Here is a 22,611-nt window from a genome sequence, read left to right as displayed (position 1 = left end):
TTGCAGTCCGTCTCACTGAAGGCCCGCAATCGGTCGAAGATCTTAGGAAGTCGAAGCCGAGGGGCTGAGGAGAAGCCGACCCCTCGAACAGCCAGATGGGATTCTCATTGTCCCCCTGCCTCGGCTCACCACCGACGAGCCGCCCCATCAGCGATAGCACTTCCACCTGCTCGACCGAGGGTCGCTTCGCGGAAAGGAGCCATGATTTGTCGCGTCTCAGGAGTCGGCCCCCAGCTCCAGATTCGACGGAAATTTGCCAGCGGAGCCGCGCCACCTATGAAGGCTTTCGCAGCCGGGCCGTCGACCAGAGCTAAGGAACGACTTCTTTCGTCCGAACCAGACTTTAGCCTGGCGGCTGCAAAACTTCCGCTGTCCACCCAAAGTCGTCAGGTCTGCACTAGGAACGATTGACGCCGATCTCGAAATAGAGCTGAGCCCTTAGAATGGCCAGAAGCCGGCAAGATAGGCCGCGGTGTCATTTAGCCAAACCATGGTGTCGCGATACCAGGCCATGACCGATTCAAAGACTTTCTGGACGAAGGCAAGAAACATGGCGACGACGAAGATGAAGGCAAACACCTTCCCCAGGCCATCCTCTTTGGTGGAATCGGTCTGGATGACGTACTGTTGACGGTTATCGTTGAGCATTGTGTCCTAACGGTCCCGGTCGTCGCGGTCGCGTTCCTTCTGTTCCCTCTGTTCCCGCTCCAACTCCTCGAGGCGAGGAATATGCTGTTGGGCGGGGTCGGTCCGTGTCGTTTCTCCGCTGCGCTGAGCGGCTTCCTTATCCCTATTTAGACGATCTTGCAGGCGATTTGTAGCATCGACGGTGGACGCCAACTCGTGAGCTTCGCGCGTGTCGTTACGGCCGGGCTCCGATTCGGGGTCCAGATCCCTGTACATCTCGGCCCACTCAGCGTCATAGTCTCGCGGGGCCGGATCGACGATCTTGAACGTCGTATCAACGGAGACGCCGTGGGCTCTCAACCGTTCCAACTGCGGAGCAACGCTGTCGATGTGGCTTTCGTGCTCTTGCCGATCCCTCTCGATCGATGGAACGTAATCGACGCCACTCTCCCGAGCGGATGCGGCTTCCTCTTCATCATAGCCGTAGTCGGTTTCCGTCCGCGAGAGATCGAGAACATCCCCCGGTCCAAGCTTGTCGAGTTGCCCATTCATATCCACGAGGAATTGCCGTTCGGCAGATACCTCGTTTTGGGTCGCATAGCTGTCCACTGCAATGTCGCTCAAACGCTCGTTCAGGCGATCAATCCGATCGGCTATGACCGTCTGCACTGCCTTTATGACGTCTGCGCGCCCGTCATCCCGTCGGTCAACTTCGGTTTGCTTTTCTGCGCGATCGATGGCCTGTCGCAAATCCTGGTCCTGCTTGGCAACGTCTCTGAGGTAGCTGTTTCCTTCGACAGCCAACTGCGCGGCCCCTTCCATCGCCTGCTGAAGCCCGGCTTGCATCCCATCTTTGCGGTCGGCCGAAAACTCGCCGGCCTCGATCCGATCAAGTCCCTCTCGATAGCGCTCGATTTCGATCGTGGCCTCGTTGCCGGCCTCGACAATAGCCTCGCCGTGCCTGGCGACCGCAGCGTCCCACTCGTCGTTGGCCGGATCACGCGGCTCGCTGCGAAGCGATTCGCCACCTTGCGCCGCCAATGCCTCTTTGCGCTGCTCGTAAAGGTCCACCAGCTCACGCTTCTGATTGACGAAATCTCGGGCCAGGCCGGCTATCTCGTCAAAGTCCGCCCGATCGTCTGCCGAGACGGACCGCGCCAACTTGAATAAGGCCGTCTCGACCTTCTTCTCGTAGGTCTCAAACTCTGCTCGTGACATTTCGCGCAATTCCTGACCCTCCAGAACCATCTCCTGCAATGTAGCCAAATTGATGCGGAAGTTCGATCCAAAATCCGCGCGAATGACAGTTCCGCTCGTCTCCGACTGTGCTGTCGAAAGCCCTGATTCCAAATACTTTCGATGCTGTGCGGCATAGGCCACGACTTGACGATCACCACCCGCAAGGGCGACCCTTTGCCACGATTCCTGCACCTTTATGATGTACTTCCGGCTCCGGTCGCTTTTCGCGACAGTGCGTCGGCCGCTACGCTTGGCGTCATATCTCGCCTGCGCAGCCTCGCTCGTCCCGACATGCTCTGTGCGGCCTTCGCGGCTCACCGGTCGTACCTGGGTGCGCGTGAATGCCGGCGGGCTGGCAAACTCGCGCCGGTCGGTCATTTCCATCTCAATGCCGTGCTCCCGCGCCTTCTCTGCCATGACGGATCGCCATTCCCGAAACACGGCAGGCGTCGTCTCGATGCGATCACCGGAATCCGATTTCATCGCCACGATCGCATGGGCATGCACATGCGGACGCTTTCCCCCCTCCCCCGCCTCTTTTGGATCGCTGGCCGGATCGTGCATGGCGAAGACATACCGGTGGCCAGCAAACTGATGCGCTAGGAAGTCGCGAACCGCGCCTTCGAACGCGGCAACGTCGGTTCCGGCCCGAGCCGACATGATGACGTGCATCACATCGCGGCTCTTGCGGCTGTGGAGCTCGCCGCGCCATTCTTTCTGCACCAGGTCGCCCGCGACCTTCTCATTCGCTATCGACTGGCCGCGATCGTCGCGAACGTCGTCATGCCGATCGACCAGCCCGCGCAAGCGGCTGGCGCCGAACTCCACGCCATTTCCGTAGCCATGAAACGAGAACTTCGCCGCAGCCTCGCCCGCAGCCGCGCTGGCGTCGTATCGGCCCTGGATGATGCCGGCCGCCTTCGAGTCGCCCGTTAGCCGCTCCCCCTGCCCACTTCGCAACACGACAAGCCCCTGAACGGTGACGGCGCCGCCGTCATTTTTCGCGATCGCATAGGCATAGCGCCGGTCGCCAAAGCCGCTCGCCAGGGTGCTCCTTACCTGCTCGTGCAAGGCCTCGTCCGATGCAAGGCCGGACGCCGCGATTTCGAGGGAAAAACTCCCAATGTCGCGGCTTTCTGAGCGGTTTTGAAAAAGATCCCAATCGCCACGGATGCGCGCCAGTTCCTCCCGCCCCTCGAGGATCCTGCCGCTTTCGTTCTCCACCTTCAGTTCGCCGCCACGCGACACATAATTCAGCATCGCCCCGACCCGAGCACCGCCGCCATAGGACGCCATTTTGACGACTGCTGGCTGACTTCCCTTTGCGACGGCCGCTAGCCGCGCCTCCATCGGTCGGGCAACCGTTGTCGCCGACGTTACCTGCGCTCGAGGAGCCACCCTGCCCGTCGATGCGGATCCACGACCACCGGGAGCCCCGCTTGATCCTCCGCCGCCACCTGCAGCGCCGAGTTGAGCCAACTGCTTCAGGCGCTTTCGCATCTCTTCTTCCGCCGAAGCGCCCCGCCCGCCGGACGACATTTCGTGCAGCAGCGCTGCGCGCCGCTGCTCCCATTCGCTGGTGAATGCGCCGAAGAAGATTTCCAAAGGGCTACTTCTCCCCTCGACGCTGATAACCAGCTCGCCGCGTCAGAGCACGTAACTCGCTCATCACGGCCGCTTGAACCCGCTGCACGTTCTCAAGGTTGATGTCCAATTCGCTTGGGTGGACACCACGGCCGCTGTTGAGCGCCCTCGCGACCTGGTTCAGGTTGATCCCGATCATACGCATGTCTTCGAGCAGAGCCGCCATCACCAGCCGGTCATCGCCGGTCAACATCGGCCGAACCCCCGCCCCCTCCAGAAGCAGCGACCGGAAAAAGCTGGATACCGTCATGTCGGCATCGTCAGCGGCCTTCTCGATCGCCACATGTTCGTCAGCCGTGACGCGCACATGCACAGTGCGATCTTTCTTTGCCGGCTCGAGAAGAGCGTTGAATTTCCCGTCATCCATTTGGCCGTTGGCCCCTACTGGCGCTTGCGTCAGTTGATCGAGGGCTCGTCCCTCGATTGCAGGAAAATGGCGTAGCACATTTTTCCGTATCCTGCCTCTCTAGATTGTAAGGGGAAATTCAACCAAACAACGCCGAAATCCGCTTTTAAAGGCCTTTGTCTGCCCCTCGTACTCAGCTGCAAGGGACGGCTCCGCTCTCCGCCCTTGCCGCTTCCGTGCGAGCGCCAAAGCCGGCCTTACGCGGCTCGGGGGTTCATTGATCTGCGCGGCTTTATTGACGACGCACCGTACGCGTCCGATGAAGCAGCCAGCAGTCACATGCCAATGTCGTGTCGCTATTTCACACGAGTTAGCAGCACGATCTTTCCACATCATGTGTTTATGGGGCGATTGCGAAAATGGTTTCACATCGTGGGGGGAATTGTTCACATCCTATAGCAGTGGTTTAGTTGGTTCGATTGACTACACGGGTCGGTAGTGTAATGATTCCGTGTCGTACGGGCGATTGCTCGCATCCTGTGCAATTGCGACCTGGACGCTCCGTGCAAGTCCGCGACGAAGTGCCGGAATCACTTTGGGCCATCAAAAGGGAGTTGCGACGCTTGCCACTTTTTATTTCTGCCGTGAGCGGCAAAGGTGGGGCTGGGAAGACAACAGCAGCGATCTTGATCGCCGGCGAGTATGCGCTTCAGGGGAAGCGTGTGCTTCTCATCGATGCAGACGGCCGCCAAAATCTGCAGGAATGGTGGAAGCGCTGTGAGGCAAAGGACAACCTGCCTGCCAACATCGAGCTCATAACCGCCGCGCGCCAGACCACTGTGCAGCAGCTCCTGGAGAACGAGGCGAACAAGTTCGACGTCGTTTTGATGGACTCGCCCGGCCAGGACACGGTTTTAAGGGACACGATCATCGCTGGCTCCGATATTGTGCTGACGCCGATCCAGCCGAACCAGGACGAGATTAAGGCGGCAGGACAGGCCGCCGCCGACACGGCCGATATTTCCGACAAGGTGGGGCGGTTAATCCCCCACGCCAACTTCGTCACCAGGATCACCATGCCGGCGAAACTGCTGGAAGCCTACCGCCTAATCAGGCCGTTCGTGCAGAACCTGCAGGAAGGGGGCTACGACTCCCATCTCCTCAAGACCGAGCTAATGGAGCGAAATTGCTATCGCGAAATTCGAAACGGCTATGGCACTGTGCAAATGCTCGAGCTCACAGAATCGGTGAAAAAAGCGAGAATGGAGGTGATGAGCCTGGTTCGGGACATCGAAGCGCTTTTTGCGGGCGAGAAAGAGGTAGCAGCGGATGGCTAAGGGTCAAACGACCGTCTCTGACTTTGCAGTCGCGCCGCGTCGCAGCCGCTCAGTGGAGCAAGCCCCTATGCCGGCAGCCTCAGCAACGAAACTGGCTGAGCTGTCGAGAGAGACCAGGAATGCAGATCAGCCTCAAGAACCTGCACCGCTCGGGACTGAGGCGGATCAGTCCGCTAATCGTCTGATCGCCCCGACACAAGAAGCTCGGCGCGAACGGGCCACCGCGAGAGCATTGCAGCGAGAGGATTCGAGAGTTCGCTTGCGCGACCTGAAGAGGGCGCGCGATCGGGAGTCCAAGCACTATGTCAACTGCCCGCTGGATTACGACACGAAGATGCGGCTGCAAAAGGCCGCCATTGAAAATGACGTGAAGATGACGACCATCATGAAGGCCGCAATTGACCAGTTCCTTAAAGATAACGGCTATTGATCGATGTCAGGCCGCGGCTTCCTCCTTGGCGTGTCTCGACCGTCGGTATGGGGAACTTTTCAGGAAGCAATTTGCCTCAATCGAACATTGCGAGCGCCGTACCCGAAAATGGTACGTGGCCGACAGACGAACAGGCCAAGGTCCGGCTATTCACACTATCCAAATGGGATCTAACCAGGCATGGCAACGGATCCAAAGTGATCGTCAATCGCTGCATTCCAATTGCAGAAACGGAGGTCGTTTGCGAGCTTTCCGCGGACCTCAATTGGATCACCGGCGACACTCGAATTGAGGCGGTTTTTCAGGGCAAAGGCGGCGACTGGAAGATGATAGCAGCGAAGAACCGTTAACGGCTTTTCACGGCTGCTTCGCCATTCTTAGCGCCAAGTTTATTGCCCGAGTGCTCGGGCGCGTGCTGAAGCATTTTGATCCATCGCCTCATTGAGCTCGCGACCTCGACTTCCCCCAAAAAGTTAGGGAAAATTGCTGTGATTCTTCGGAGAGCGTGCTCCAAAATACTTCAATCTGGTGCATAGTGGGTGCTGAGAGCGGTGCATACAACAAGGGTAAGGTCGGTGACGGATTCAGTCAGCTTGATGAGCGCACGAGGTTTAGTTGAAGTAGCCGATCCGGAATTTGACAGGCCGGTCTTCCGCCAGTCGGGTTTCAATGGCATCCTTACCGCCAAGGAGATAGATGAAAAGATCTCCGCCTGGCTCAAGCAAACGCGCGAGGCCAAAGGCATCTCCCGCGCCGATTTGGCGCATTTGCTAGGACTTTCGGTATCTGTTTACAGCAGGTACGAGCGGGGCTCAGAAGCTCGTATGTCGGTCCCGCGGCTGATTCATCTCTGTGAGATCATGGGCTTTATGCCCCTCGATATGATCTTTGACGCAGCTCCGCACCTGTGGGGCAAGACGCCCGAGGAAGCAGAGGATCGCCTGACATTGATGAAGCTTATCGAAGGATTGCCGCCCGACACCATGCACGATCTGATCCGGCTTCTGAAACGCATGATGCCAGCCGCACAGGCAGCGGAAGCTGTTGCCACGAGCGTGAGTGAAGGCAGCTAAGCGGCCGTCCTTCAAGATAGTCGGTGGCCAGAAGAAAAACGGCAGCCGCCCCACTCCCGTTTACCACAGGCTTCGGCCTTCTCTTCGGCGCAATGTGAAAGCGCGTTCAGGCCTCCGCCTGCTTCGCTCCGCCCAAAGGCGGAGTGGAAAACGGGAGCGGCCCGGAACTTTTCTCAGCACAACTGTCGCGGCCAAAGTGCCATCCGAAATTCGCGCTTTGCCGCAATGGTTGCGAGCGCCGCCGACTTTCGAGCGCTGCATCAAATTCTCGAATCGGTTAGCGAGATCGATTCAGAAATGTCATTGGACGGCGAATCCTCGAACGGCCAAGCTCGCAGGCATGACCCAGCACTGGTTCCGCCTGCATATTCAGCGAATCGACGCGACCAAGAACATGGCGCGCTATTACACAATGTCGATCGAGCCGGATCTCTTCGGCGGCGCTTCGCTCGTCCGCCACTGGGGCCGGATCGGCACCCGAGGCAAAGAACGCGTAGATCTGTTCAAGGATGAGCGTCAGGCGATTGGACACTTCCTTTTTTTGGCTCGCCAGAAGCGAGCGCGCGGGTACAAGCCCCTGCCGCGCTCTTGATCTCTGAAGTCGATGCTTACCTCGCCGCGCCAAGAAAGGATGCCGATGAACTTGGGCGAAACCGAATAAGCAATCACGACAGAAAACTCGAGAGACTCTGCGGTCTCAATTCCGCAAGGACATCAGAAATGAAGAACAAGAGACGTCCAAAAACCGTCGATAGTTATCGCCTTTCTCGCGCGCCGCCTTCCTTCCGACCGAAATTCCTGCTCATTACACGGATCGATTACAATTGGTGACATGCTGCAGAGAAGAACATTGACGGAATCGCGCTCAGAGATAAAGGAACGGAGACTTGAGCTCACCAGCCGCATCGTGTCCGCCTATTTGAGCCGCAATGTCATTTCCGCGGCCGAGCTCCCGCATCTCATTCAGCAAACTTACAACTCGCTGGATGGGAGTTCTGGACTATCCAGAATCGAGTCCTCCGCTGAGGAGCGACGCCCCGCAGTCCGGTCAAGAACTCCGTGACAGACGACTTCCTCATCTGTCTGGAGGACGGCAAGCGATTCAAATCGCTCAGGCGCCATCTGATGGCGAAGTACGGTCTGACACCGGAGCAGTATCGTGAAAAGTGGAAGCTTCCAGTCGATTATCACCGATGACAGCTCCGAACTATGCCATGCAGCGCGCGGAACTCGCACGCGCAACGGGGCTGGGAAGGAAACCCGCATCACTGCTCGCCGAAGCTTCAGCTCCCTTTGCAAGAAGATAGGCCAAGTTCCCTAACCTTAGCTTGGCGGTTTTAAGCGAGCATCTCGGCAGTTAAAGGACAACCAATGATCGACTGGCGAGACCTGACTGAAGAAGATGCTATCGACGCAGCAGTGCGGCGTGGACACGCCGGAGTACCGCTTCTGGTTCGGCCTTTTCCTGAGCTGGCGAAGCGCGAGCACGTCGGATGGGCTTGAGACTCGACTGCCCAGCTATGAGTTGGGCGAGTCCCCGACAGACCAGGGGCTGATTGCCAAGGACTTGCACTGTACAAATTCCACCAAGAGCAACTTGCAGCGGTACGATGAGCCTTACGACCGATTTCATCGCAGAGCTGATCAGGGCGGCGAACGGGCCCGGCCAGCTGACACACTATGAGATAAGCCGGCTCCTTGACCGCTCGATAGACACCATCCGCGACATGCGCGAGCAAACTGGCGCTGAAGGGGCCCACCATGCACGAGACGTCTTGATCGATCTTCGGATATCATCGGAGAGGGCTCGTGACCTTTCGGCGGAAGAGGTCAAGGATGCTCTGGTGGATGCGGCCGACGTCATCAGGACACTGAAAATGCTCTTGGAACGGACCCTGTGACATCCCAATCGGCAACGATACCGCGGGCATAAATTCTGCCGGCATTTTAATCGGGCGCCTTCCTGAGGAACTACTTCAGCAGCTGTGTAACCGCCAAGAATGGGCGCGGTGACCTCGACCCTTGGATGGTTGCCGTGTTGCTGGAAGAAATCGCATCCCTCGGGAGGCGAAGAAGCGGAAGCCCCCGCCGCAAGGCTCTTCCATTTACCAGACCGGTGCGCGATATCGAGTTGCTGAAGACGCTTGCCATCGCGGAGAGCAGGCCTCCAAACGAGTCCGGGCGGTGCGTTGCCGTCGGCAGCCGATTGAAGCTCAAATACCCCGCTATAATGCGTTTTCTGAATCAAGCACCGCAAGTTCGTCGGCTTCGATCAACTCGGCGATCGAGGGTATCGCTGGCTTCCTGCGTACTTTCGCTGCATCGCAAGGAGACCAACGCGCTCATTCGATCTGCTCGAGTCGAGATTTCCACGGATGAGCGACGACGAAATGTCAGGGACCAAAGCGGCGGCTGGGTAAGCGGCGGCGCTTCGTCTCGACGATAAACCCCTGAGGCTTACTGGGCGAAAGTTTCGCCTTGCTGTCGAGCACGGGATCCGATTTCGCCAACGCTGCCGGCTCTTCTGGCTGGGGCAACGACGCCGTCTCTGCCATGCCGAAACGAGCCTGCAACCACGCCTTGGCCGTTGCCGCATCTGCTTCCGTCACTTCACCCGCGGCATCACCGTTGAGATCAACCCGCGTCACGCCCGTGCGTAATTGGGCCAGGTATTTGTCCCTTCGGGTATAGGCGCGGAGCGCCCTATTCAGATCCTCGTCGGACAATCCGCTATCAAGCGCCCGAATGTCTCCACGAATGCCGATCTTGAGCGGCTTCGGCTCTTTCGCATCGAAGGTACCGGGCCATCGTTCCGAGAGATAGCGAAACAGCGCGAATGGTGATTTGCGTTTTTGTTCGGTCGGCATGGTGAACGTCGTCAGGCTTGCTGCAGTGCACAATGAATTAGCATGAATGTTTGGTTTTGCCCATGGGAAAACAGGAAACGTCTTTAGCCACGAATCCGCGAAGCCTTCGCCCGGTCCATTTCGGGTTCCGATATCCCCCGCCTTTAGGCTAACTCCCTGTCCACGGAGAATTCCAGAGGTGGATAGATCCCGCGGATCAAGGCGTGCGCGGAACGCCACCTGGCGGGTGCCTTGTAACCGCGATATCTTGGAACTATATTGCGGTGCAACATCAATGATCCTGCCAGCCGACATATTTGTGGCTGCAGGTTTCCTTTTGGAAAAGAGCGCGCGCTCCTGGCGCATTATCGAAGGAGTCATTTCATGACAAAGGCTACCATCAACCTGGACGTTGGGACGTGCGCGGGCCGCGTCGATATAGGTTTCGCTGTCAAGCAATCTCGCGAGGCCGTGGGATATAGCGTCGAGGACCTCTCCCTGACCTGCGGCCTCACTGGCGCGGAAATCACAAGGATTGAACTGGGTGCTGATGTCGACCCCGGCAGGCTCAGGCGCATCGCCGCTGCACTCCAGGTGCCGACCTCCACGTTCCGCCCGGCTTAGCAATATCCAGGTCCTCACACCCAACCTCTCAGTAGTGCAAAGTCGCGAGAACCGGCGTGGCATCGGGTAGCGCAGCTCGCGTAGGCTGTCGGCGGAACTTGCGCCTCAGCGGGTTTTACTGCCCCGACCCGGTGCCACCTCGCTATTCGGCATCAAAGCGTTCGAGCATCTCCTTGAGCCGGAGGTTCTGTGCACGAAGCTGTGCGGCCAGCAACCTCTTCAGACGCTTGTTCTCTGCGTCGAGCGCTGCAATCTCGTCGAGCGAGATCGGATTGTCGTTAGGCCTGGCTTCCGCCTTTCGACCCTCGTGGCCAAGCTTCGAGTTGTGCGCGATCGTCTGGGCGGCGGCGCGCTTGGCGCGCTTTCGAGGGGTTCCCGCTGATGTCGTTCGCGGCGGCGGTGGCGATTGGCTCTCCTGCACTTCAACAACCGCTTCGGCCGGATGATCGGCCTCATTGTGCTTCGGGACACCGACCTCTACGCCGTCGGCAGAGGCTATCGCTGCTCGTGCACCGTCGACATAGTCGGCGCGTTCGTTGACAGACTTTGCATTGAGCGGATCAGCCGGCCGAGCTTCAGCTGAGGCCGGCGTTACAGGTGCTTCATTTGAGTTGAACAGATGCGGCGCCGCATCTTCTACTTCGCGGGACAAAGCCTTGAGATCTGTGTCTCCCCAGATTGAGTTTGTCTGGGCTTTTGGCTGGCGTCGCCCCGACTTGAATTCAACAACGAATCTCCGTTGTGGCGTCTTCATCTACTTCCGATCCCCAGCACCGTGGAAAAAATCAACACCGATTGGCGCCGCTGCATTCCTGCAGGCTCACCAATACAGCCCTTCCTCGCGCGCTTCAACCGCTCGCCAGCCGCAGCCGGGGTGCCTTTCACCCGACAAGAGCGGGGGAACAGCAGGGCTTTCGTTTGTCGCGACAATGCCAAAGAGGGATAAAAGCGTCCGGCGCGACACGGAGGACGCCGAAGAGACTGTCCCCCGCGCATTTGCGTCCTTGTTAGTCGAGACCGAGCCTCTTGCGCAGTTCGGCATTTTCGGCGCGCAGCTTCTCCGCCAGTTGCTTGCGGAGCCTCTGGTTTTCCTCTTCGAGCTGGACAAGATCTGCCAACTCGTCGCCGACCGTACCGGGCTTGGTGCCCTTCGTGGCCTTTTTTTCCACGGGCTTGGCAGCACCTTTCCACTGATAGTAGGTCTGCTCCGATATGGCGGCGCTCTTGATAGCGTCCTTAAGCGTGCTGCCCTCGGTGACTTGCGTCTCGATCAGCTTCAGCTTCTCGCTCTTCTCTTGCTCGCTATACCCTCTGCGCTTAGCGGCCGCCGCCTTTGATGTAGCTTGCACCGGCTCGGCGGCCGCCTTCGGACGCCGAGGCGGCCTCTGCTTCTTAGCCGTCGGTGCTTTCACTTCTGCGTCCGTCGCCCCAGCCACGGCAACTGGTGCCGCATTACTCTCGTCAGCCATCAGCAATTCCCTCCTTTAGTGATCGTCTGTTTTCGGCTGAGTGCACCACAGAGTCAACACAACCATCATGGTCCTGCTTTACGGATGGTTGAATTTGCTTGTTCCTGGCTGACGATCGACGCTGAGGCTCCCCGCTCTCACGTGAAATAACCGGCGCCCTGCTTACCACTGGCGCCCAACCTGACGATCGTGGCGACCCGTACGGTTCGGCGCGAGCGCGAACGGTAGGGATGCCGCTGGGCACCCCTCCTAGAGATCGTGCCGCCGTCACGGCAAGACGGTCGCCGACGTCGGTTGCCTCTACTTCCCGTTTTTCCACCGACGCACTTTGGACACGCAAATACTGCGCCTGAGATTCGTTTATAAGTAGTACTTGAAAAGAGACTCGACCGGACAGTGGTTCTCTGGTTTTATCTTGGCGGTACTGTCCGATTAGCAGGGGCGTAGCAATGGCTTACGACTGGGATGGAAAGCGCACACGTCGGCTCCAAATGCTCAGGCTCATGGGAGCTCTAGCTATACCGGCTCTGCTATTCGGCTCCGCCATTGCGGCCCTGCAGTGGACCGATACGAATGGCCCGGCCGTAAGAACAGCTCACCTTCGATAAATCTCCAAGCTGCATCTTTTCAAACCAGCAGAGCGTCTTCCGTCGCATCGGATGACGGAGAGAGGGGAACGATGAATCCAGCTCAAAACTTGAGTTTCGATCCAATTGGGCCTGACGAATTCGAGATGATCGGAAAGGCCTTCCAGGACGAGCTGCAAAGGCGCGCCTTGTCACGCAAATCTGACGAAGCTGAAGCGCTCGCCGCAAAGCTCATCAACGCCTATCAAGCAGGGGTTCGCGACGACCTGGGCTTGAGTATTGTCGCGGGGCTGTCCTGAGAGTGCAGCGCGCCCAGCGGCGAGTACATACTGAGCCGATTGATGGCTGCCTGCTCAGCAGGCTCTCGCACGCTTTTAAGTGAGTGGCGGCGGCGAGGCCTTCGCCGCCAGGCAAGGATGACGCAAGTGCCCGCTTATCGGTAGCGCCGCCAAGCTCACGATACGTCGAACCGCTCGAGCATCTTCTTAAGCTGACCGTTCTGCAGCTGAAGCTTTTGAGCGAGGTGGATCCTCAGCATTTTGATTTCTTCATCGAGCGTTGCCGCTTCATGAAAGAACACGTCACGTGAAGACGAGGGCGGCAAGATTTGATGGGGCTTTGCGGCGACAGCGCTCTGCGCAGCCGACTCGCCGTTGGCGCTCTTACCACGTCGACGCTTGACCCGCGGTTTGTCATGCGACCTTGTGCTTGCCGCGCTTTTTGGAACCAATGAATTCGCTTCGACAGCTGAATGGTCGACGTCATGACGCGCAGTTGCTTGAGTCTCTTCAGCATCAATCGCCTGTGTTAGCGCCTGCGCGACATCGTCATCGCCTTTCGCCTTTTCCGATGCCATCGACTCCGATGCCATTGACGCCTGATCAACCGAGACTTCCTCATCATGAGCGGGTGGGCTGGCAGCGATCCTCAAACTCAGCCGAAGTGCGGGCGTATGCTCCGCTTCGCTCTCGAAAGCCTTGGAATCGGCGCTATTGCCGATCGAACTCTGTTGCGCTTGCGCCGACGGTCGCCGCGACGTCAGTTGGGCCAGGAATTTCCACGGTGTTTTCATAATCCCACCTTGAGCAAGCCGGACGGAGATGCTGTTGAGCTCTTGTTTCCCGCCCGGTTATCTTTGTGACCAGGAGTGGTTCGAAGCCTGTATTCGCCCGAGCGAAAGACGGGTTAACAAAGCCGCCTATCGGCAGAGGCGCTCTCCAAGACCTTACCACGACGAAAGCGGAATCCATGGGAAACCTCATGTGATTTGCAAGGTTTGCACAACTTCGTTGTCGGGACCGAGCCGTCAATTTCTTGTTAACTGCTGCCACTCTAGGGTGTTGAAAAGGTGCCAGTGCGCGCCATTTCGCCTTTGAAACACGGATCATAGCCCGGCTCGGCCGCTGCGGAGCCGATATCGGCAACGCGCTTTTCGCCACCGTCATGTGAGGCGCTATGAGAAACCGCAACTGAGATCATCGGAGTAGCATTTGACTTTCGGCGCCGATCTCGAGGTCCTCCTCAACGCAATCGCCCTACCCATCATTGTCAAGGACGAGCAGTTTCGCTTCCGCTTCCTCAACGAGGCGGCTTGCTCGCTGGTCGGGCGAAGACCGGGCGACCTGATCGGCCGCACGGATTACGACATTCGGCCGGCGGCGGAAGCGGATCGGATTCGCGAGATCGACAAGCGCGTGCTTTGTACCGGAGAGGAGGTTTCGGTCGAGGCAGATATCGCCCGAGCGGGAGGAGAGCTGAGGTCTCTTCTGATACGGACCTGTCGAGCCAAGCTGACGCGAACGGACGCGAGCGAAACGATCATAGTCGCGACGATCCTGGATGTCACCGAACAGCGAAGAGTGGAGGCGGAGCTTCAGGCCAGCGAGGAGCATCATCGCGCGCTTGTGGAACTGCATCCGCAGGCGCCTTGGACGGCAGATCCATCGGGGCAGGTTCTGGAGATGGGTCCGCGATGGGAAAATACCGGCTTTGCCGCAAAGGAAGCGCTCGGAGGGGGATGGGCAAAGGCGATGCACCCCGACGACCTGAACGACGTTCAGCGAGAGTGGTCGAAATCGCTCAAGACCGGAGAGCCGCTCGATATCGAGTTCCGCCTGGCGGCCGCGGAGGGCGGCTACAGTTGGTTCCGCGGTCGTGCCGCCGCCCGCAGGACCGAAGACGGAAGCATCCGTCGATGGTACGGCACGGTCGAGAATATCGATGATCGTCGCAAGATGTTCGAAGCCCTGAAGGAGAGCGAGGCCCGTTTCAGGGCAATCGCCGACGACGCGCCGGTGATGATCTGGGCGACTGGCGAAGACGGCGAAGACGACTACCACAGCCGGCTCTGGCTCGAGACGACCGGCCAGACCGCCGAACAGGCGGCCGGAAAAGGCTGGTTGAATGCCGTCCATCCCGATGACCGGAACGCTGTCGATCGAGTCTTTTACGAGGCCTTCCACCGCCGCAAGCCCGTCCAGATGGAATATCGTCTGAAACGCGCCGGCGGAGGCTCGGCCTGGATCATCGACATAGGACAACCGCGCTTTGCAACGGACGGCAAGTTTCTCGGCTTCGTCGGCATTGCGCTCGACATCACCGAACGCCGTAACGCGGAACAGGAGCGATTGCTGGCGCAGAAGCAAATTCATCACATGGCGCGCCACGATGCGCTGACCGGCTTGCCGAACCGTCAGTTCCTGCGCGAGGAGTTCGAGCGCCTGTCGGACAAGATCGCCCCGGGGACGAGAATCGCAGTTCTCTGCCTTGACCTCGATGGCTTTAAGGCGGTCAACGACGCCTATGGTCGCGCTACCGGCGACCTGCTGTTGCGCCGTGTGGCTGAACGGCTACAAAACTGTCTTAGGCAATCCGACATCCTCTGTCGCTTGGGTGGCGGCGAATTTGTCGTCTTGCGCGTTGGGATCAATAGCGATGCTGAGGCCCGTTTGCTGGCCCAGCAGCTGATCGATGTCATCGAAGTACCGTATGAACTCGCCGGCACGCATGTCGATCTTGGGGTTATTGTCGGACTTGCGGCTGCTCCGAAGAGTGGCCAGCCGGTCGACGAACTGATCAAGGCTGCAGACGTGGCGCTCGACCGGGCCAAGTCCGACGGGCGTGGCACATATGTCCAGTATGAGCCTGGAATCGATGCGCATCTGCAGGCGGTGCAGCAAATGCGAGTTTCACTGCGACAGGCGCTCGAAAACGGCGATCTGGAAGTCCACTACCAGCCGCTCGTCAACCTTCATACAGGCGAGATTACGACATTTGAGGCGCTGGCGCGCTGGCCACATCCGCAAAGAGACCAGGTGTCGCCGGCCGAGTTCATTCCTGTTGCCGAGGAAACCGGCCTGATTGGTCCGCTTGGCGAGTGGATCCTTCGTCAGGCTTGTACCGAAGCGGTCAAGTGGCCCTCCCATATCGGTGTGGCTGTCAACCTTTCACCGCTGCAATTCAGAAACCGGCGCCTCGCCGCGAGCGTGTGCAGCATTTTGGATGAGACGGGCCTGGATGCCTCGCGCCTGCAGCTGGAGATCACCGAGACGGTGTTGCTCGACGACTGCGACGGCAATCTTCAGACACTGAAGGCGATCCGACGACTCGGCGTAAAGATTGCAATTGACGATTTCGGGACCGGCTTCTCCTCGCTTGGTTATCTCAGAACCTTTCCGTTCGATAAAATCAAGGTCGACCGCAGTTTCATCACCGATCTCCCGGAAGGTCGGGAGTCCCTGGCAATTGTTCGAGCGGTTGCCGCGATCGGCCGCTCACTCGGCATCGTAACGACGGTAGAAGGTGTGGAGCGCAAGAACCAGTACGAGCTGATCAAGGCAGAAGGCTTCGATGAGGCGCAGGGTTACCTGATCGCACGCCCCATGCCCGGTCCGCAGGCACTGGAGCTCGCTCGTTCCGCCCGCGGCGGGATGTTCACGACCGAGCCGGGATGACCCAAGAAACGCTTCTGTCGTTAGGCACCGTCTCGAGCGCAACCGACGCCCGTTGGTACCGCGGGGCTGTGGCCACTCGCACGGCAGGCCCGGGATTTGCATAGCTGCATTGCACAAAAAACGTTTCCCAAATGATCAAAAAACGATCATGATGCACACAGTTGATGCACATGGCGGTTTTCCTCCCAGTTCCGCTGCAACAACTGTTCCCCTCTGGAGGTTCATACCTTCAAAACTCATGGGCCGCGGTTTTTCCGACGGCCCTTTTTCTTTTTCTCTTCTGTGCTATCAGATCGGTTTGTGGGCGGCATCAAGCGGTACCGCAAACCTACTCCGTGACCAGATGCACCGGGGTTCGAGTCGACACAGAGCACGACAAGCCCAAGCACACAGGCGCCAAACTCCCGGCGCAACGGTCGGCACCAACCGCGATTCCCATCCGAGCATCTCCACAAGACGAAGACCGCTATGGAACTCGACGAAGCGCGAAACAATTAGAGCGATGACGGCGCGCCAACCCGGCCCACGCGACTACCACGGACAAACGGATCTGATTCAAGGGTGAGGCCGCTTGCATACCGCACGACCTGGTTGACGACCGGATCGCCTTCCGCCGCCCGGGCGACGACATGAAACATTATTGGTTCAACCTGCCAACCCGCCATGATCTGAACTAGGGATCCGTTCTCAAGCTGCGAGCGGATCATGGATTTCGGGATCAGCGCGAAACCGTTTCCAATCGTCACAATATCGATGATCATGCGAACGTTGCTGCAAAGATTGATGACGTGTTTCTTAACTGGAATTTCGTCGAGGGCGTCTTTCATGACCTGATAAATCGGCGAATGGCTTGGCAACGACCAGAGCGAGAAAACTGCATCACTCTCCTCCTCCATTTGTTTCGCAACGGGAGGGCTAGCCACCCAAAGCAGTTCGGCAGCACCGATTGGCGTCGCTCTCAATGCGGGGTGCGCGACCATTCCGGCGGCAAAGGCGAGATCAATTCTCCCGTTGAGAAGCGCCTGGATCATCGGCGCCGTCAGTTCAATTTCAATTTCGAATGTTAGATCCGGCCATCTATCCTGCGTCTCCGCTACAAACCGCGGCAAACAGGTGGCTGCTGCTATTTCCCCGGCACCTACGCGCACGATCCCTCTTATCTGGTCGAACCCTGCACTGCGAAGAAGGGTGTCCTGCAACTGATCCCAGATCGGTCGATATTCGCGCACGAGTTGCCGACCCGCGGGCGTCAAATTGGCGGCGCGGCCATTCCGCTGGAACAGCTTCGCCCCCAGTCTTTCCTCGAGTTCGCCAATGCGCGCCGATATTGCCGGCTGGGTCGTGTTCAATTTCTCAGCGGCGGCCGCAAACGTGCCCAAGCGTGCGATCCACAGCAGCGTTTCGAGATGATAGAGCGAGATCCGATTGATAGACATCGTTTATGTTTATCACAAAAAATAAACAATTGGAGTTAATGTTGAAAATGATGTCCGATCACCCCCCACAAAGGAGAATATCGTGGCAAGAAAACTCTACCCCGACGCCGTCGCAGCACTAGACGGCCTGCTTTTTGAGGGCATGACTATTTGCGCGGGCGGTTTCGGTTTGTGCGGAATTCCGGAGCGGCTGATCGATGCTTTGCGCGATTCCGGCGTGTCGGACCTGACCGTTGCGTCGAACAACGCCGGAATCGACAATGAAGGCTTGGGCAAATTGCTCAGAACCCGCCAGATCAGGAAGATGATCTCCAGCTATGTCGGGGAAAATAAGGAGTTCGAGCGACAGTATCTTGCCGGCGAACTGGAAGTCGAGTTCTGTCCTCAAGGCACGCTCGCCGAACGCTGCCGTGCCGGCGGCGCCGGTATCCCGGGCTTTTATACAAAAACCGGTGTCGGAACCGTGGTGGCCGAAGGTAAAGAAACGAAGTTTTTCGATGGTCAGGAATATTTGCTCGAGCGAGGCATCTTCGCCGATCTCGCAATCGTTAAGGGCTGGAAGGCCGATGAAAGCGGCAATCTGATCTTTCGCAAGACAGCGCGAAACTTCAATCAACCGATGGCGACAGCCGCCAAGATCTGCGTTGCCGAAGTCGAGGAGATCGTCCCGACGGGAAGCCTCGATCCCGACAGCATTCACCTTCCCGGGATCTACGTGAAGCGGCTGATTGTCGGCAGCCCCTACGAGAAGAAGATCGAATCGCGGACAGTGCGCCGCAGGGAGGCAGTGTAATGGCCTGGACACGCGACCAAATGGCGGCGCGCGCCGCCCAGTCTTTGAAGGACGGCTTTTACGTCAACCTCGGTATAGGCATTCCAACGCTGGTCGCCAACCATATTCCGCCTGGCATCGAGGTCACGCTCCAGTCGGAAAACGGGATGCTCGGAATCGGACCGTTTCCCTATGAAGGGGACGAGGACCCCGACTTGATCAATGCCGGGAAGCAGACGATCACAGAACTGGCGAGCAGCAGCTACTTTTCAAGCTCCGACAGTTTCGCCATGATCCGCGGTGGCCACATAGACTTGACGGTCCTCGGCGCCATGGAGGTCAGCGAAGGTGGCGATATCGCCAACTGGATGATCCCCGGCAAGATGATCAAGGGCATGGGCGGCGCCATGGATCTTGTTGCTGGCGTCAAGAAGATCGTCGTGCTCATGGAGCACGTATCAAAGGAGGGCTCGCCGAAATTCGTGCCTTCCTGCAGCCTGCCGCTGACCGGCCGCAACGTCGTGGACACGATTATCACCGATCTTTGCGTCTTTGAACGGGCGTCTGCCGGCGCGCCGTTTTCACTGGTCGAACTCGCAGATGGCGTCTCAGCGGGAGAAATCGCGGCAAAGACGACAGCCCATTATTTGGCTTGAGAATTCGCTCTCGAACGACCCAGCGCCCCGCGTAAGAGCGGAGCGCGGGCGCAAGCCTGGATGTCCGTGTTCGGCCACCGCGCAGGTCATCCGCCCGGTGTCCGACTCCGGTCCGGCTGAAGCCCGTCCGGGCGATCGGGGCGGAGAAAATTCTCCGACGGGCCGCACGCGTTTCGGAGAGACTGAAATACGGTATTGCCGGCGTGAACGAAGGCTTGATCACCACCGGACTGCTTGAACGTCGAATATCCTGTCGGGGGCTCGGGCGGCCGTGACGCACAGCGAACGCGGCCAATCCGAAGCGGGCCGGTTGATGGAGACACCCGGGCTCTTGCCTATGTCTCGCAACATCTGACCGCACCTGAGGTTGTCGGATGAGCCTCAAGCGTGCCTGGAGGCGCGCAGGACTTTGAAATTGCACGCAGCGCCGAGGAAAAGCAGTGCGGCGGTTCCGAAGAATACCGCCCTGGTGCCGATGTGGCCTGCGACGAACCCGCCCATCAATGGGCCCAACACCTGTCCGGCAAACTGCGAGGACAGCGAATAGCCGAGCACCGTGCCAACCAGGTTCTGCGGAACGTTGTGACGGATCACGGCGGCGACGCATGGCAACAATCCCCCCAGAGCCAGCCCCATAAGGAAGCGCAAACCGATCAATTGCCATCCGTGTGTAACGAAGGCTTGGGGGATCACCAACAATCCTGCCATTGCAAGTGCCATGGTAATTACTTTGGCATGACCCAAGCGGTCCGCGACCTTGCCCAGCCATGAAGCCGAAAGGATGCTTCCAAGTGCCGCTGCCGATACCACAAGACCGGCAAGAAACGTCACATGGGCGGTATTTTCACCGAAGACCGACCCAGATCCCACATTCTGGACAAGAGAACGAACGTAGACTGTTATTATTGGCTCAATCGATAGGTTCGCGACCATTAATAGAAGGCCGGTCCACATCATCGTCATGATGATGCCTTTGTTGGGAATTTGCGACCACCCACTCGTCTGATCCTCCGTCAAGGGCGGTCGGGTCTTCGGCATCTCTCTGACGAAAAACAGCGTGGCAACAAAGGCGACAAAAATCAGTCCACCGGCCGCCCAAAAGATCGGCCGAAGGCCTATCAAGGGCGGCAGCGAGCCACCGATTAATGGTCCCAGAAGATTTCCAGCCATGACGCCGGAGGCCAGCAAACCAAGGGCCCAGCCTGAGCGCGCTTTCGGCGTTTGAGCTGCGACTAGGATTACAGCTCCGGATGCATAGCCACCAGCGATCCCTGCGAGAAGGCGCAATCCTGCGAACTGCCAGATATCGGTCGCGAGCCCCATAAGCGGCATTAACAGCGCCATCCCTAAGCTGGCTCGGAGAAGCATGGGTTTATACCCGAACCTGTCGCCCAGACGTCCCCAAAGCGGGGCGATCAGGCCCGCCGAAAGGAAGTTCGCGCCGTAAGCTATACCGGACCACTGCGCCACGGCAGCATGTCCCTCCACTCCGAGCTGCTCAACGTAGATGGGCAAGAATGGGAGAACGAGAGTCATCGCAAAAATAGTTGCGAAGGACCCGAACACACAGATCGCAAGGTTGCGCTGCCAGTAGTTGTCGCCAGCGGAATGAGGAGCCGAGTCCATAAGAAGCGTCCACACTTGGTATACCAAACTGGAACACCATAAATCAGAGTTCAAGCGAACTGTCAACGCGCGCTGATGCTCGCTTGGATTTTCAGAACTGAGGGGGAGCGTCGCTTCGATAATGAGGCAGTCCTGATCAGTATGCCTGAATATTACACTTGGCAAATGACTGTCCGAGCGCTAGCTTGAAGCGAGATTTGTAGTATCTCGACGGACGTCCTTCGTTCCTCAGAATCTTGGAGTACCTGCGGCTCCGATCGCGATGAGTGGGAGCGGCGCAAGTGAATTCAAGAGCTCGATCTGTCGTTCGTTTGAGAATACTGCATTGCATATTAAAGGAGTGACTGAGCCTTGCAGAAAAAACAGGTGATAGAATCCGAGGATGAAAGAAGCTCCGCGACACGGCTCGCGTTCCAGCTGCGCGACATTCTGGGACGAGGAGCAAGGCGGGTTCGCATAGAGGCAGGCCCGCCTCTCTCGCAACTCACCGTACTGGGTCACCTTCAACGACGCGGCGCGTTGAGTACCAATGACCTTGCAGCGGCTGAGCGCGTTCGACCCCAGTCAATGACGGCAACCGTCAAGGCTCTCGAAAAAGACGGATTGATTGGTCGACGCCCGCATCCGACCGACGGCCGGCAAATGCTGCTCGAAATGACGCCAAAAGGCACTAAGACGCTCGAAGACATTTTCGCGATGCGCGAGGACTGGCTGACGACATTGATCATTCGCCATCTGGACGATCGCGACCGTCATGATCTCGAGCGTGGATTGGCGCTTATTAACAGGATCATCGAGTCCGAGTGAACTTGGCTGCGGCGATCTAGGGGCGCTGAATTGAGCGCGCCCCTGCAGGCCTCCTCGCCCTAGTTTCTGAAAGGGAAGGCGCTCCTTGGGGGCGGAGCAGCCCTGTCTGGAAAGTCGGGGCCAAACGCGGCTAATCGGCATACCAGCACGCTACCGCGCGCTGCTCTTCAGTGTGGTGGCTTGCCAAATCCGGGCGCACCGCACATGCGGAAGTGGCGCGATCGCAGCGGTCGCGGTAACTACAGCCGTCTTCCTTGACCAGGGCCAGCGGCGCCTGACCGCGAATGCCGACCATCTCTTGTCGGACAAAGGGATGCGGCGTGGCCGCAATCAGCCCTCGTGTGTAAGGATGTGCCGGCGCTCTGAAGAGCTCGCGCGTAGGCCCCGTTTCAACGACACGCCCCGCGTACATAACGGCCGTTCGGTTGGTCATGTGGGCCACGACCCCCAAGTCATGGGTGATCATCACCAATGCCAGATGAAGCTCAGTCTGCAGGCTATGCAGCAGCGCGAGAATTTCTGACTGAACGGTCACATCGAGCGCCGTCGTGGGCTCGTCGGCAATGATAAGCTCGGGTTCAGCGGCCAGTGCCATTGCAATCACGACGCGTTGAGCCATGCCACCTGATAATTGCCAAGGACGCTGAGCGGCGATGCGCGCGGGTTCGTCAATCCGCACCAGTTCGAGCAATTGCATTATTCGCGATCGAACCTGGCTGCCGCGCATTCCCATATGCTTGCGTAGCACTTCCGCGATCTGTGACTCGACCGTTAGAAGGGGATTGAGTGCAGTCATCGCGTCCTGCGGGATCAATGCGATGGACCGCCCACGGAGACGTCGCGCCTCCCGAGCGTTCAATACACGGCCCTTCCAGGAAATTGTGCCGCCGGTTACCTTGGCGAACTCAGGCAACAAATCGATCACGGCCATCGCCGACATGGTCTTTCCGCAACCCGATTCACCGACAATCCCGAGTGTTTCTCCAGCGCGAACGTAAAATGATGCTCCTTGTACTCCGCGCACGGCCCGCGGATCAGAGGCATCGCCGAACGTCACCTGAAGGCCCTCGACTTCCAGCAATGCATCGCCGACTGTAATCGACTTTCGATCCGGGGCTAACAACTCTGTCTGCATTTTC

Annotated in this window: 22 protein-coding genes and 1 pseudogene; 13 read left to right on the top strand and 10 right to left on the bottom strand. The window is 58.5% G+C overall.

The window, feature by feature from the left end:
• Positions 1–438: 438 nt before the first annotated feature.
• From NXT3_RS19805 to NXT3_RS19795, 3 genes are read right to left on the bottom strand one after another with little or no spacing between them, the layout of a single operon-like run.
• Positions 439–648, bottom strand: a complete 210-nt coding sequence (locus NXT3_RS19805; RefSeq protein WP_104840110.1) for a hypothetical protein — start codon at positions 646–648, stop codon at positions 439–441.
• Between the two features lie 6 nt (positions 649–654).
• The gene (locus NXT3_RS19800) at positions 655–3,471 is read right to left on the bottom strand and encodes a conjugal transfer protein TraA (protein ID WP_104840109.1); all 2,817 of its coding nucleotides are present in this window, start codon (positions 3,469–3,471) and stop codon (positions 655–657) included.
• A 4-nt stretch (positions 3,472–3,475) separates the two neighbouring features.
• A complete protein-coding gene (locus tag NXT3_RS19795; RefSeq protein ID WP_104840322.1) occupies positions 3,476–3,877 on the bottom strand; it encodes a plasmid mobilization protein in 402 nt (133 codons plus the stop codon).
• Positions 3,878–4,479: 602 nt separating this feature from the next.
• Between NXT3_RS19795 and NXT3_RS19790 the strand changes: the two genes are divergently transcribed.
• The 7 genes and pseudogenes from NXT3_RS19790 to NXT3_RS19760 all read left to right on the top strand — a co-directional run bounded on the left by NXT3_RS19790 (position 4,480) and on the right by NXT3_RS19760 (position 8,597).
• Positions 4,480–5,193, top strand: coding sequence for a ParA family protein (locus NXT3_RS19790; protein ID WP_104840321.1), 714 nt, complete (start codon positions 4,480–4,482; stop codon positions 5,191–5,193).
• A complete protein-coding gene (locus NXT3_RS32520; protein WP_104840108.1) occupies positions 5,186–5,623 on the top strand; it encodes a hypothetical protein in 438 nt (145 codons plus the stop codon). Before NXT3_RS19790 ends, NXT3_RS32520 begins: the two co-directional genes overlap by 8 nt.
• A gap of 197 nt (positions 5,624–5,820) precedes the next feature.
• Complete coding sequence (locus NXT3_RS32515) at positions 5,821–5,973, top strand: hypothetical protein (RefSeq protein WP_234828145.1); 153 nt, start codon at positions 5,821–5,823, stop codon at positions 5,971–5,973.
• A gap of 246 nt (positions 5,974–6,219) precedes the next feature.
• Positions 6,220–6,696, top strand: coding sequence for a helix-turn-helix domain-containing protein (locus NXT3_RS19775; RefSeq protein WP_199773369.1), 477 nt, complete (start codon positions 6,220–6,222; stop codon positions 6,694–6,696).
• A gap of 340 nt (positions 6,697–7,036) precedes the next feature.
• Positions 7,037–7,288 carry a WGR domain-containing protein gene (locus NXT3_RS19770; RefSeq protein WP_064254098.1) on the top strand — a complete coding sequence of 84 codons (252 nt, stop codon included), beginning with the start codon at positions 7,037–7,039 and terminating at the stop codon, positions 7,286–7,288.
• Positions 7,289–7,546: 258 nt separating this feature from the next.
• Positions 7,547–8,003 (top strand): annotated as a pseudogene (locus NXT3_RS19765) (MucR family transcriptional regulator).
• A 303-nt stretch (positions 8,004–8,306) separates the two neighbouring features.
• Positions 8,307–8,597, top strand: a complete 291-nt coding sequence (locus NXT3_RS19760; RefSeq protein WP_104840106.1) for a hypothetical protein — start codon at positions 8,307–8,309, stop codon at positions 8,595–8,597.
• A gap of 492 nt (positions 8,598–9,089) precedes the next feature.
• On the opposite strand, the gene NXT3_RS19755 is transcribed toward NXT3_RS19760, so the two are convergent.
• Entirely contained in the window at positions 9,090–9,563 is a 474-nt protein-coding gene (locus NXT3_RS19755) for a ProQ/FINO family protein (protein WP_104840105.1), read from the bottom strand.
• A 363-nt stretch (positions 9,564–9,926) separates the two neighbouring features.
• Between NXT3_RS19755 and NXT3_RS19750 the strand changes: the two genes are divergently transcribed.
• Positions 9,927–10,166: a helix-turn-helix domain-containing protein gene (locus NXT3_RS19750; RefSeq protein ID WP_104840104.1), complete on the top strand. Its 240-nt coding sequence runs from the start codon at positions 9,927–9,929 to the stop codon at positions 10,164–10,166.
• A gap of 142 nt (positions 10,167–10,308) precedes the next feature.
• Here NXT3_RS19750 and NXT3_RS19745 read toward each other — a convergent pair whose 3' ends face one another.
• Positions 10,309–10,920 carry a hypothetical protein gene (locus NXT3_RS19745; RefSeq protein ID WP_104840103.1) on the bottom strand — a complete coding sequence of 204 codons (612 nt, stop codon included), beginning with the start codon at positions 10,918–10,920 and terminating at the stop codon, positions 10,309–10,311.
• A 253-nt stretch (positions 10,921–11,173) separates the two neighbouring features.
• Positions 11,174–11,635, bottom strand: coding sequence for a transposase (locus NXT3_RS19740; RefSeq protein WP_104840102.1), 462 nt, complete (start codon positions 11,633–11,635; stop codon positions 11,174–11,176).
• A 679-nt stretch (positions 11,636–12,314) separates the two neighbouring features.
• Here NXT3_RS19740 and NXT3_RS19735 point away from each other — a divergent pair.
• A complete protein-coding gene (locus tag NXT3_RS19735; protein ID WP_037382710.1) occupies positions 12,315–12,521 on the top strand; it encodes a hypothetical protein in 207 nt (68 codons plus the stop codon).
• 155 nt (positions 12,522–12,676) lie between these two features.
• On the opposite strand, the gene NXT3_RS19730 is transcribed toward NXT3_RS19735, so the two are convergent.
• Complete coding sequence (locus NXT3_RS19730) at positions 12,677–13,294, bottom strand: hypothetical protein (protein WP_104840101.1); 618 nt, start codon at positions 13,292–13,294, stop codon at positions 12,677–12,679.
• Positions 13,295–13,712: 418 nt separating this feature from the next.
• Here NXT3_RS19730 and NXT3_RS19720 point away from each other — a divergent pair, with 418 nt between their 5' ends.
• Complete coding sequence (locus tag NXT3_RS19720; RefSeq protein WP_104840100.1) at positions 13,713–16,175, top strand: sensor domain-containing protein; 2,463 nt, start codon at positions 13,713–13,715, stop codon at positions 16,173–16,175.
• A 494-nt stretch (positions 16,176–16,669) separates the two neighbouring features.
• Here NXT3_RS19720 and NXT3_RS19710 read toward each other — a convergent pair whose 3' ends face one another.
• Positions 16,670–17,611, bottom strand: coding sequence for a LysR family transcriptional regulator (locus tag NXT3_RS19710; RefSeq protein ID WP_104840098.1), 942 nt, complete (start codon positions 17,609–17,611; stop codon positions 16,670–16,672).
• Positions 17,612–17,693: 82 nt separating this feature from the next.
• On the opposite strand from NXT3_RS19710, the gene NXT3_RS19705 reads away from it, so the two are divergent.
• Positions 17,694–18,404, top strand: coding sequence for a CoA transferase subunit A (locus tag NXT3_RS19705; protein WP_104840097.1), 711 nt, complete (start codon positions 17,694–17,696; stop codon positions 18,402–18,404).
• Positions 18,404–19,039, top strand: coding sequence for a 3-oxoacid CoA-transferase subunit B (locus tag NXT3_RS19700; protein WP_104840096.1), 636 nt, complete (start codon positions 18,404–18,406; stop codon positions 19,037–19,039). The genes NXT3_RS19705 and NXT3_RS19700 overlap by 1 nt, the downstream gene beginning before the upstream one ends.
• A 381-nt stretch (positions 19,040–19,420) precedes the next feature.
• Here NXT3_RS19700 and NXT3_RS19695 read toward each other — a convergent pair whose 3' ends face one another.
• Positions 19,421–20,665 (bottom strand): MFS transporter, encoded by a 1,245-nt coding sequence (locus NXT3_RS19695; RefSeq protein ID WP_104840095.1) that lies wholly within the window; start codon positions 20,663–20,665, stop codon positions 19,421–19,423.
• A gap of 351 nt (positions 20,666–21,016) precedes the next feature.
• Between NXT3_RS19695 and NXT3_RS19690 the strand changes: the two genes are divergently transcribed.
• On the top strand, positions 21,017–21,472 hold the full coding sequence (locus NXT3_RS19690; RefSeq protein ID WP_104840094.1) for a MarR family winged helix-turn-helix transcriptional regulator: 456 nt from the start codon (positions 21,017–21,019) through the stop codon (positions 21,470–21,472).
• Between the two features lie 130 nt (positions 21,473–21,602).
• Here the strand turns inward: NXT3_RS19690 and NXT3_RS19685 are convergent, their stop codons facing one another.
• Positions 21,603–22,607 carry an ABC transporter ATP-binding protein gene (locus NXT3_RS19685; protein WP_104840093.1) on the bottom strand — a complete coding sequence of 335 codons (1,005 nt, stop codon included), beginning with the start codon at positions 22,605–22,607 and terminating at the stop codon, positions 21,603–21,605.
• Positions 22,608–22,611: the final 4 nt, after the last annotated feature.

The organism is Sinorhizobium fredii (genome assembly GCF_002944405.1).
GTDB lineage: Bacteria > Pseudomonadota > Alphaproteobacteria > Rhizobiales > Rhizobiaceae > Sinorhizobium > Sinorhizobium fredii_C.
Note: the sequence above shows the minus strand (reverse complement) of the source record. Positions and strands in the feature narration are given on the sequence as shown.

Bases quoted from the DNA above. Each gene is read 5' to 3' on its own strand.
- NXT3_RS19805 (WP_104840110.1), bottom strand. From the start codon at position 648: ATGCTCAACGATAACCGTCAACAGTACGTCATCCAGACCGATTCCACC.
- NXT3_RS19795 (WP_104840322.1), bottom strand. From the start codon at position 3,877: ATGGATGACGGGAAATTCAACGCTCTTCTCGAGCCGGCAAAGAAAGAT.
- NXT3_RS32520 (WP_104840108.1), top strand. From the start codon at position 5,186: ATGGCTAAGGGTCAAACGACCGTCTCTGACTTTGCAGTCGCGCCGCGT.
- NXT3_RS19775 (WP_199773369.1), top strand. From the start codon at position 6,220: ATGAGCGCACGAGGTTTAGTTGAAGTAGCCGATCCGGAATTTGACAGG.
- NXT3_RS19770 (WP_064254098.1), top strand. From the start codon at position 7,037: ATGACCCAGCACTGGTTCCGCCTGCATATTCAGCGAATCGACGCGACC.
- NXT3_RS19760 (WP_104840106.1), top strand. From the start codon at position 8,307: ATGAGCCTTACGACCGATTTCATCGCAGAGCTGATCAGGGCGGCGAAC.
- NXT3_RS19755 (WP_104840105.1), bottom strand. From the start codon at position 9,563: ATGCCGACCGAACAAAAACGCAAATCACCATTCGCGCTGTTTCGCTAT.
- NXT3_RS19750 (WP_104840104.1), top strand. From the start codon at position 9,927: ATGACAAAGGCTACCATCAACCTGGACGTTGGGACGTGCGCGGGCCGC.
- NXT3_RS19745 (WP_104840103.1), bottom strand. From the start codon at position 10,920: ATGAAGACGCCACAACGGAGATTCGTTGTTGAATTCAAGTCGGGGCGA.
- NXT3_RS19740 (WP_104840102.1), bottom strand. From the start codon at position 11,635: ATGGCTGACGAGAGTAATGCGGCACCAGTTGCCGTGGCTGGGGCGACG.
- NXT3_RS19735 (WP_037382710.1), top strand. From the start codon at position 12,315: ATGAATCCAGCTCAAAACTTGAGTTTCGATCCAATTGGGCCTGACGAA.
- NXT3_RS19730 (WP_104840101.1), bottom strand. From the start codon at position 13,294: ATGAAAACACCGTGGAAATTCCTGGCCCAACTGACGTCGCGGCGACCG.
- NXT3_RS19710 (WP_104840098.1), bottom strand. From the start codon at position 17,611: ATGTCTATCAATCGGATCTCGCTCTATCATCTCGAAACGCTGCTGTGG.
- NXT3_RS19700 (WP_104840096.1), top strand. From the start codon at position 18,404: ATGGCCTGGACACGCGACCAAATGGCGGCGCGCGCCGCCCAGTCTTTG.
- NXT3_RS19695 (WP_104840095.1), bottom strand. From the start codon at position 20,665: ATGGACTCGGCTCCTCATTCCGCTGGCGACAACTACTGGCAGCGCAAC.
- NXT3_RS19685 (WP_104840093.1), bottom strand. From the start codon at position 22,607: ATGCAGACAGAGTTGTTAGCCCCGGATCGAAAGTCGATTACAGTCGGC.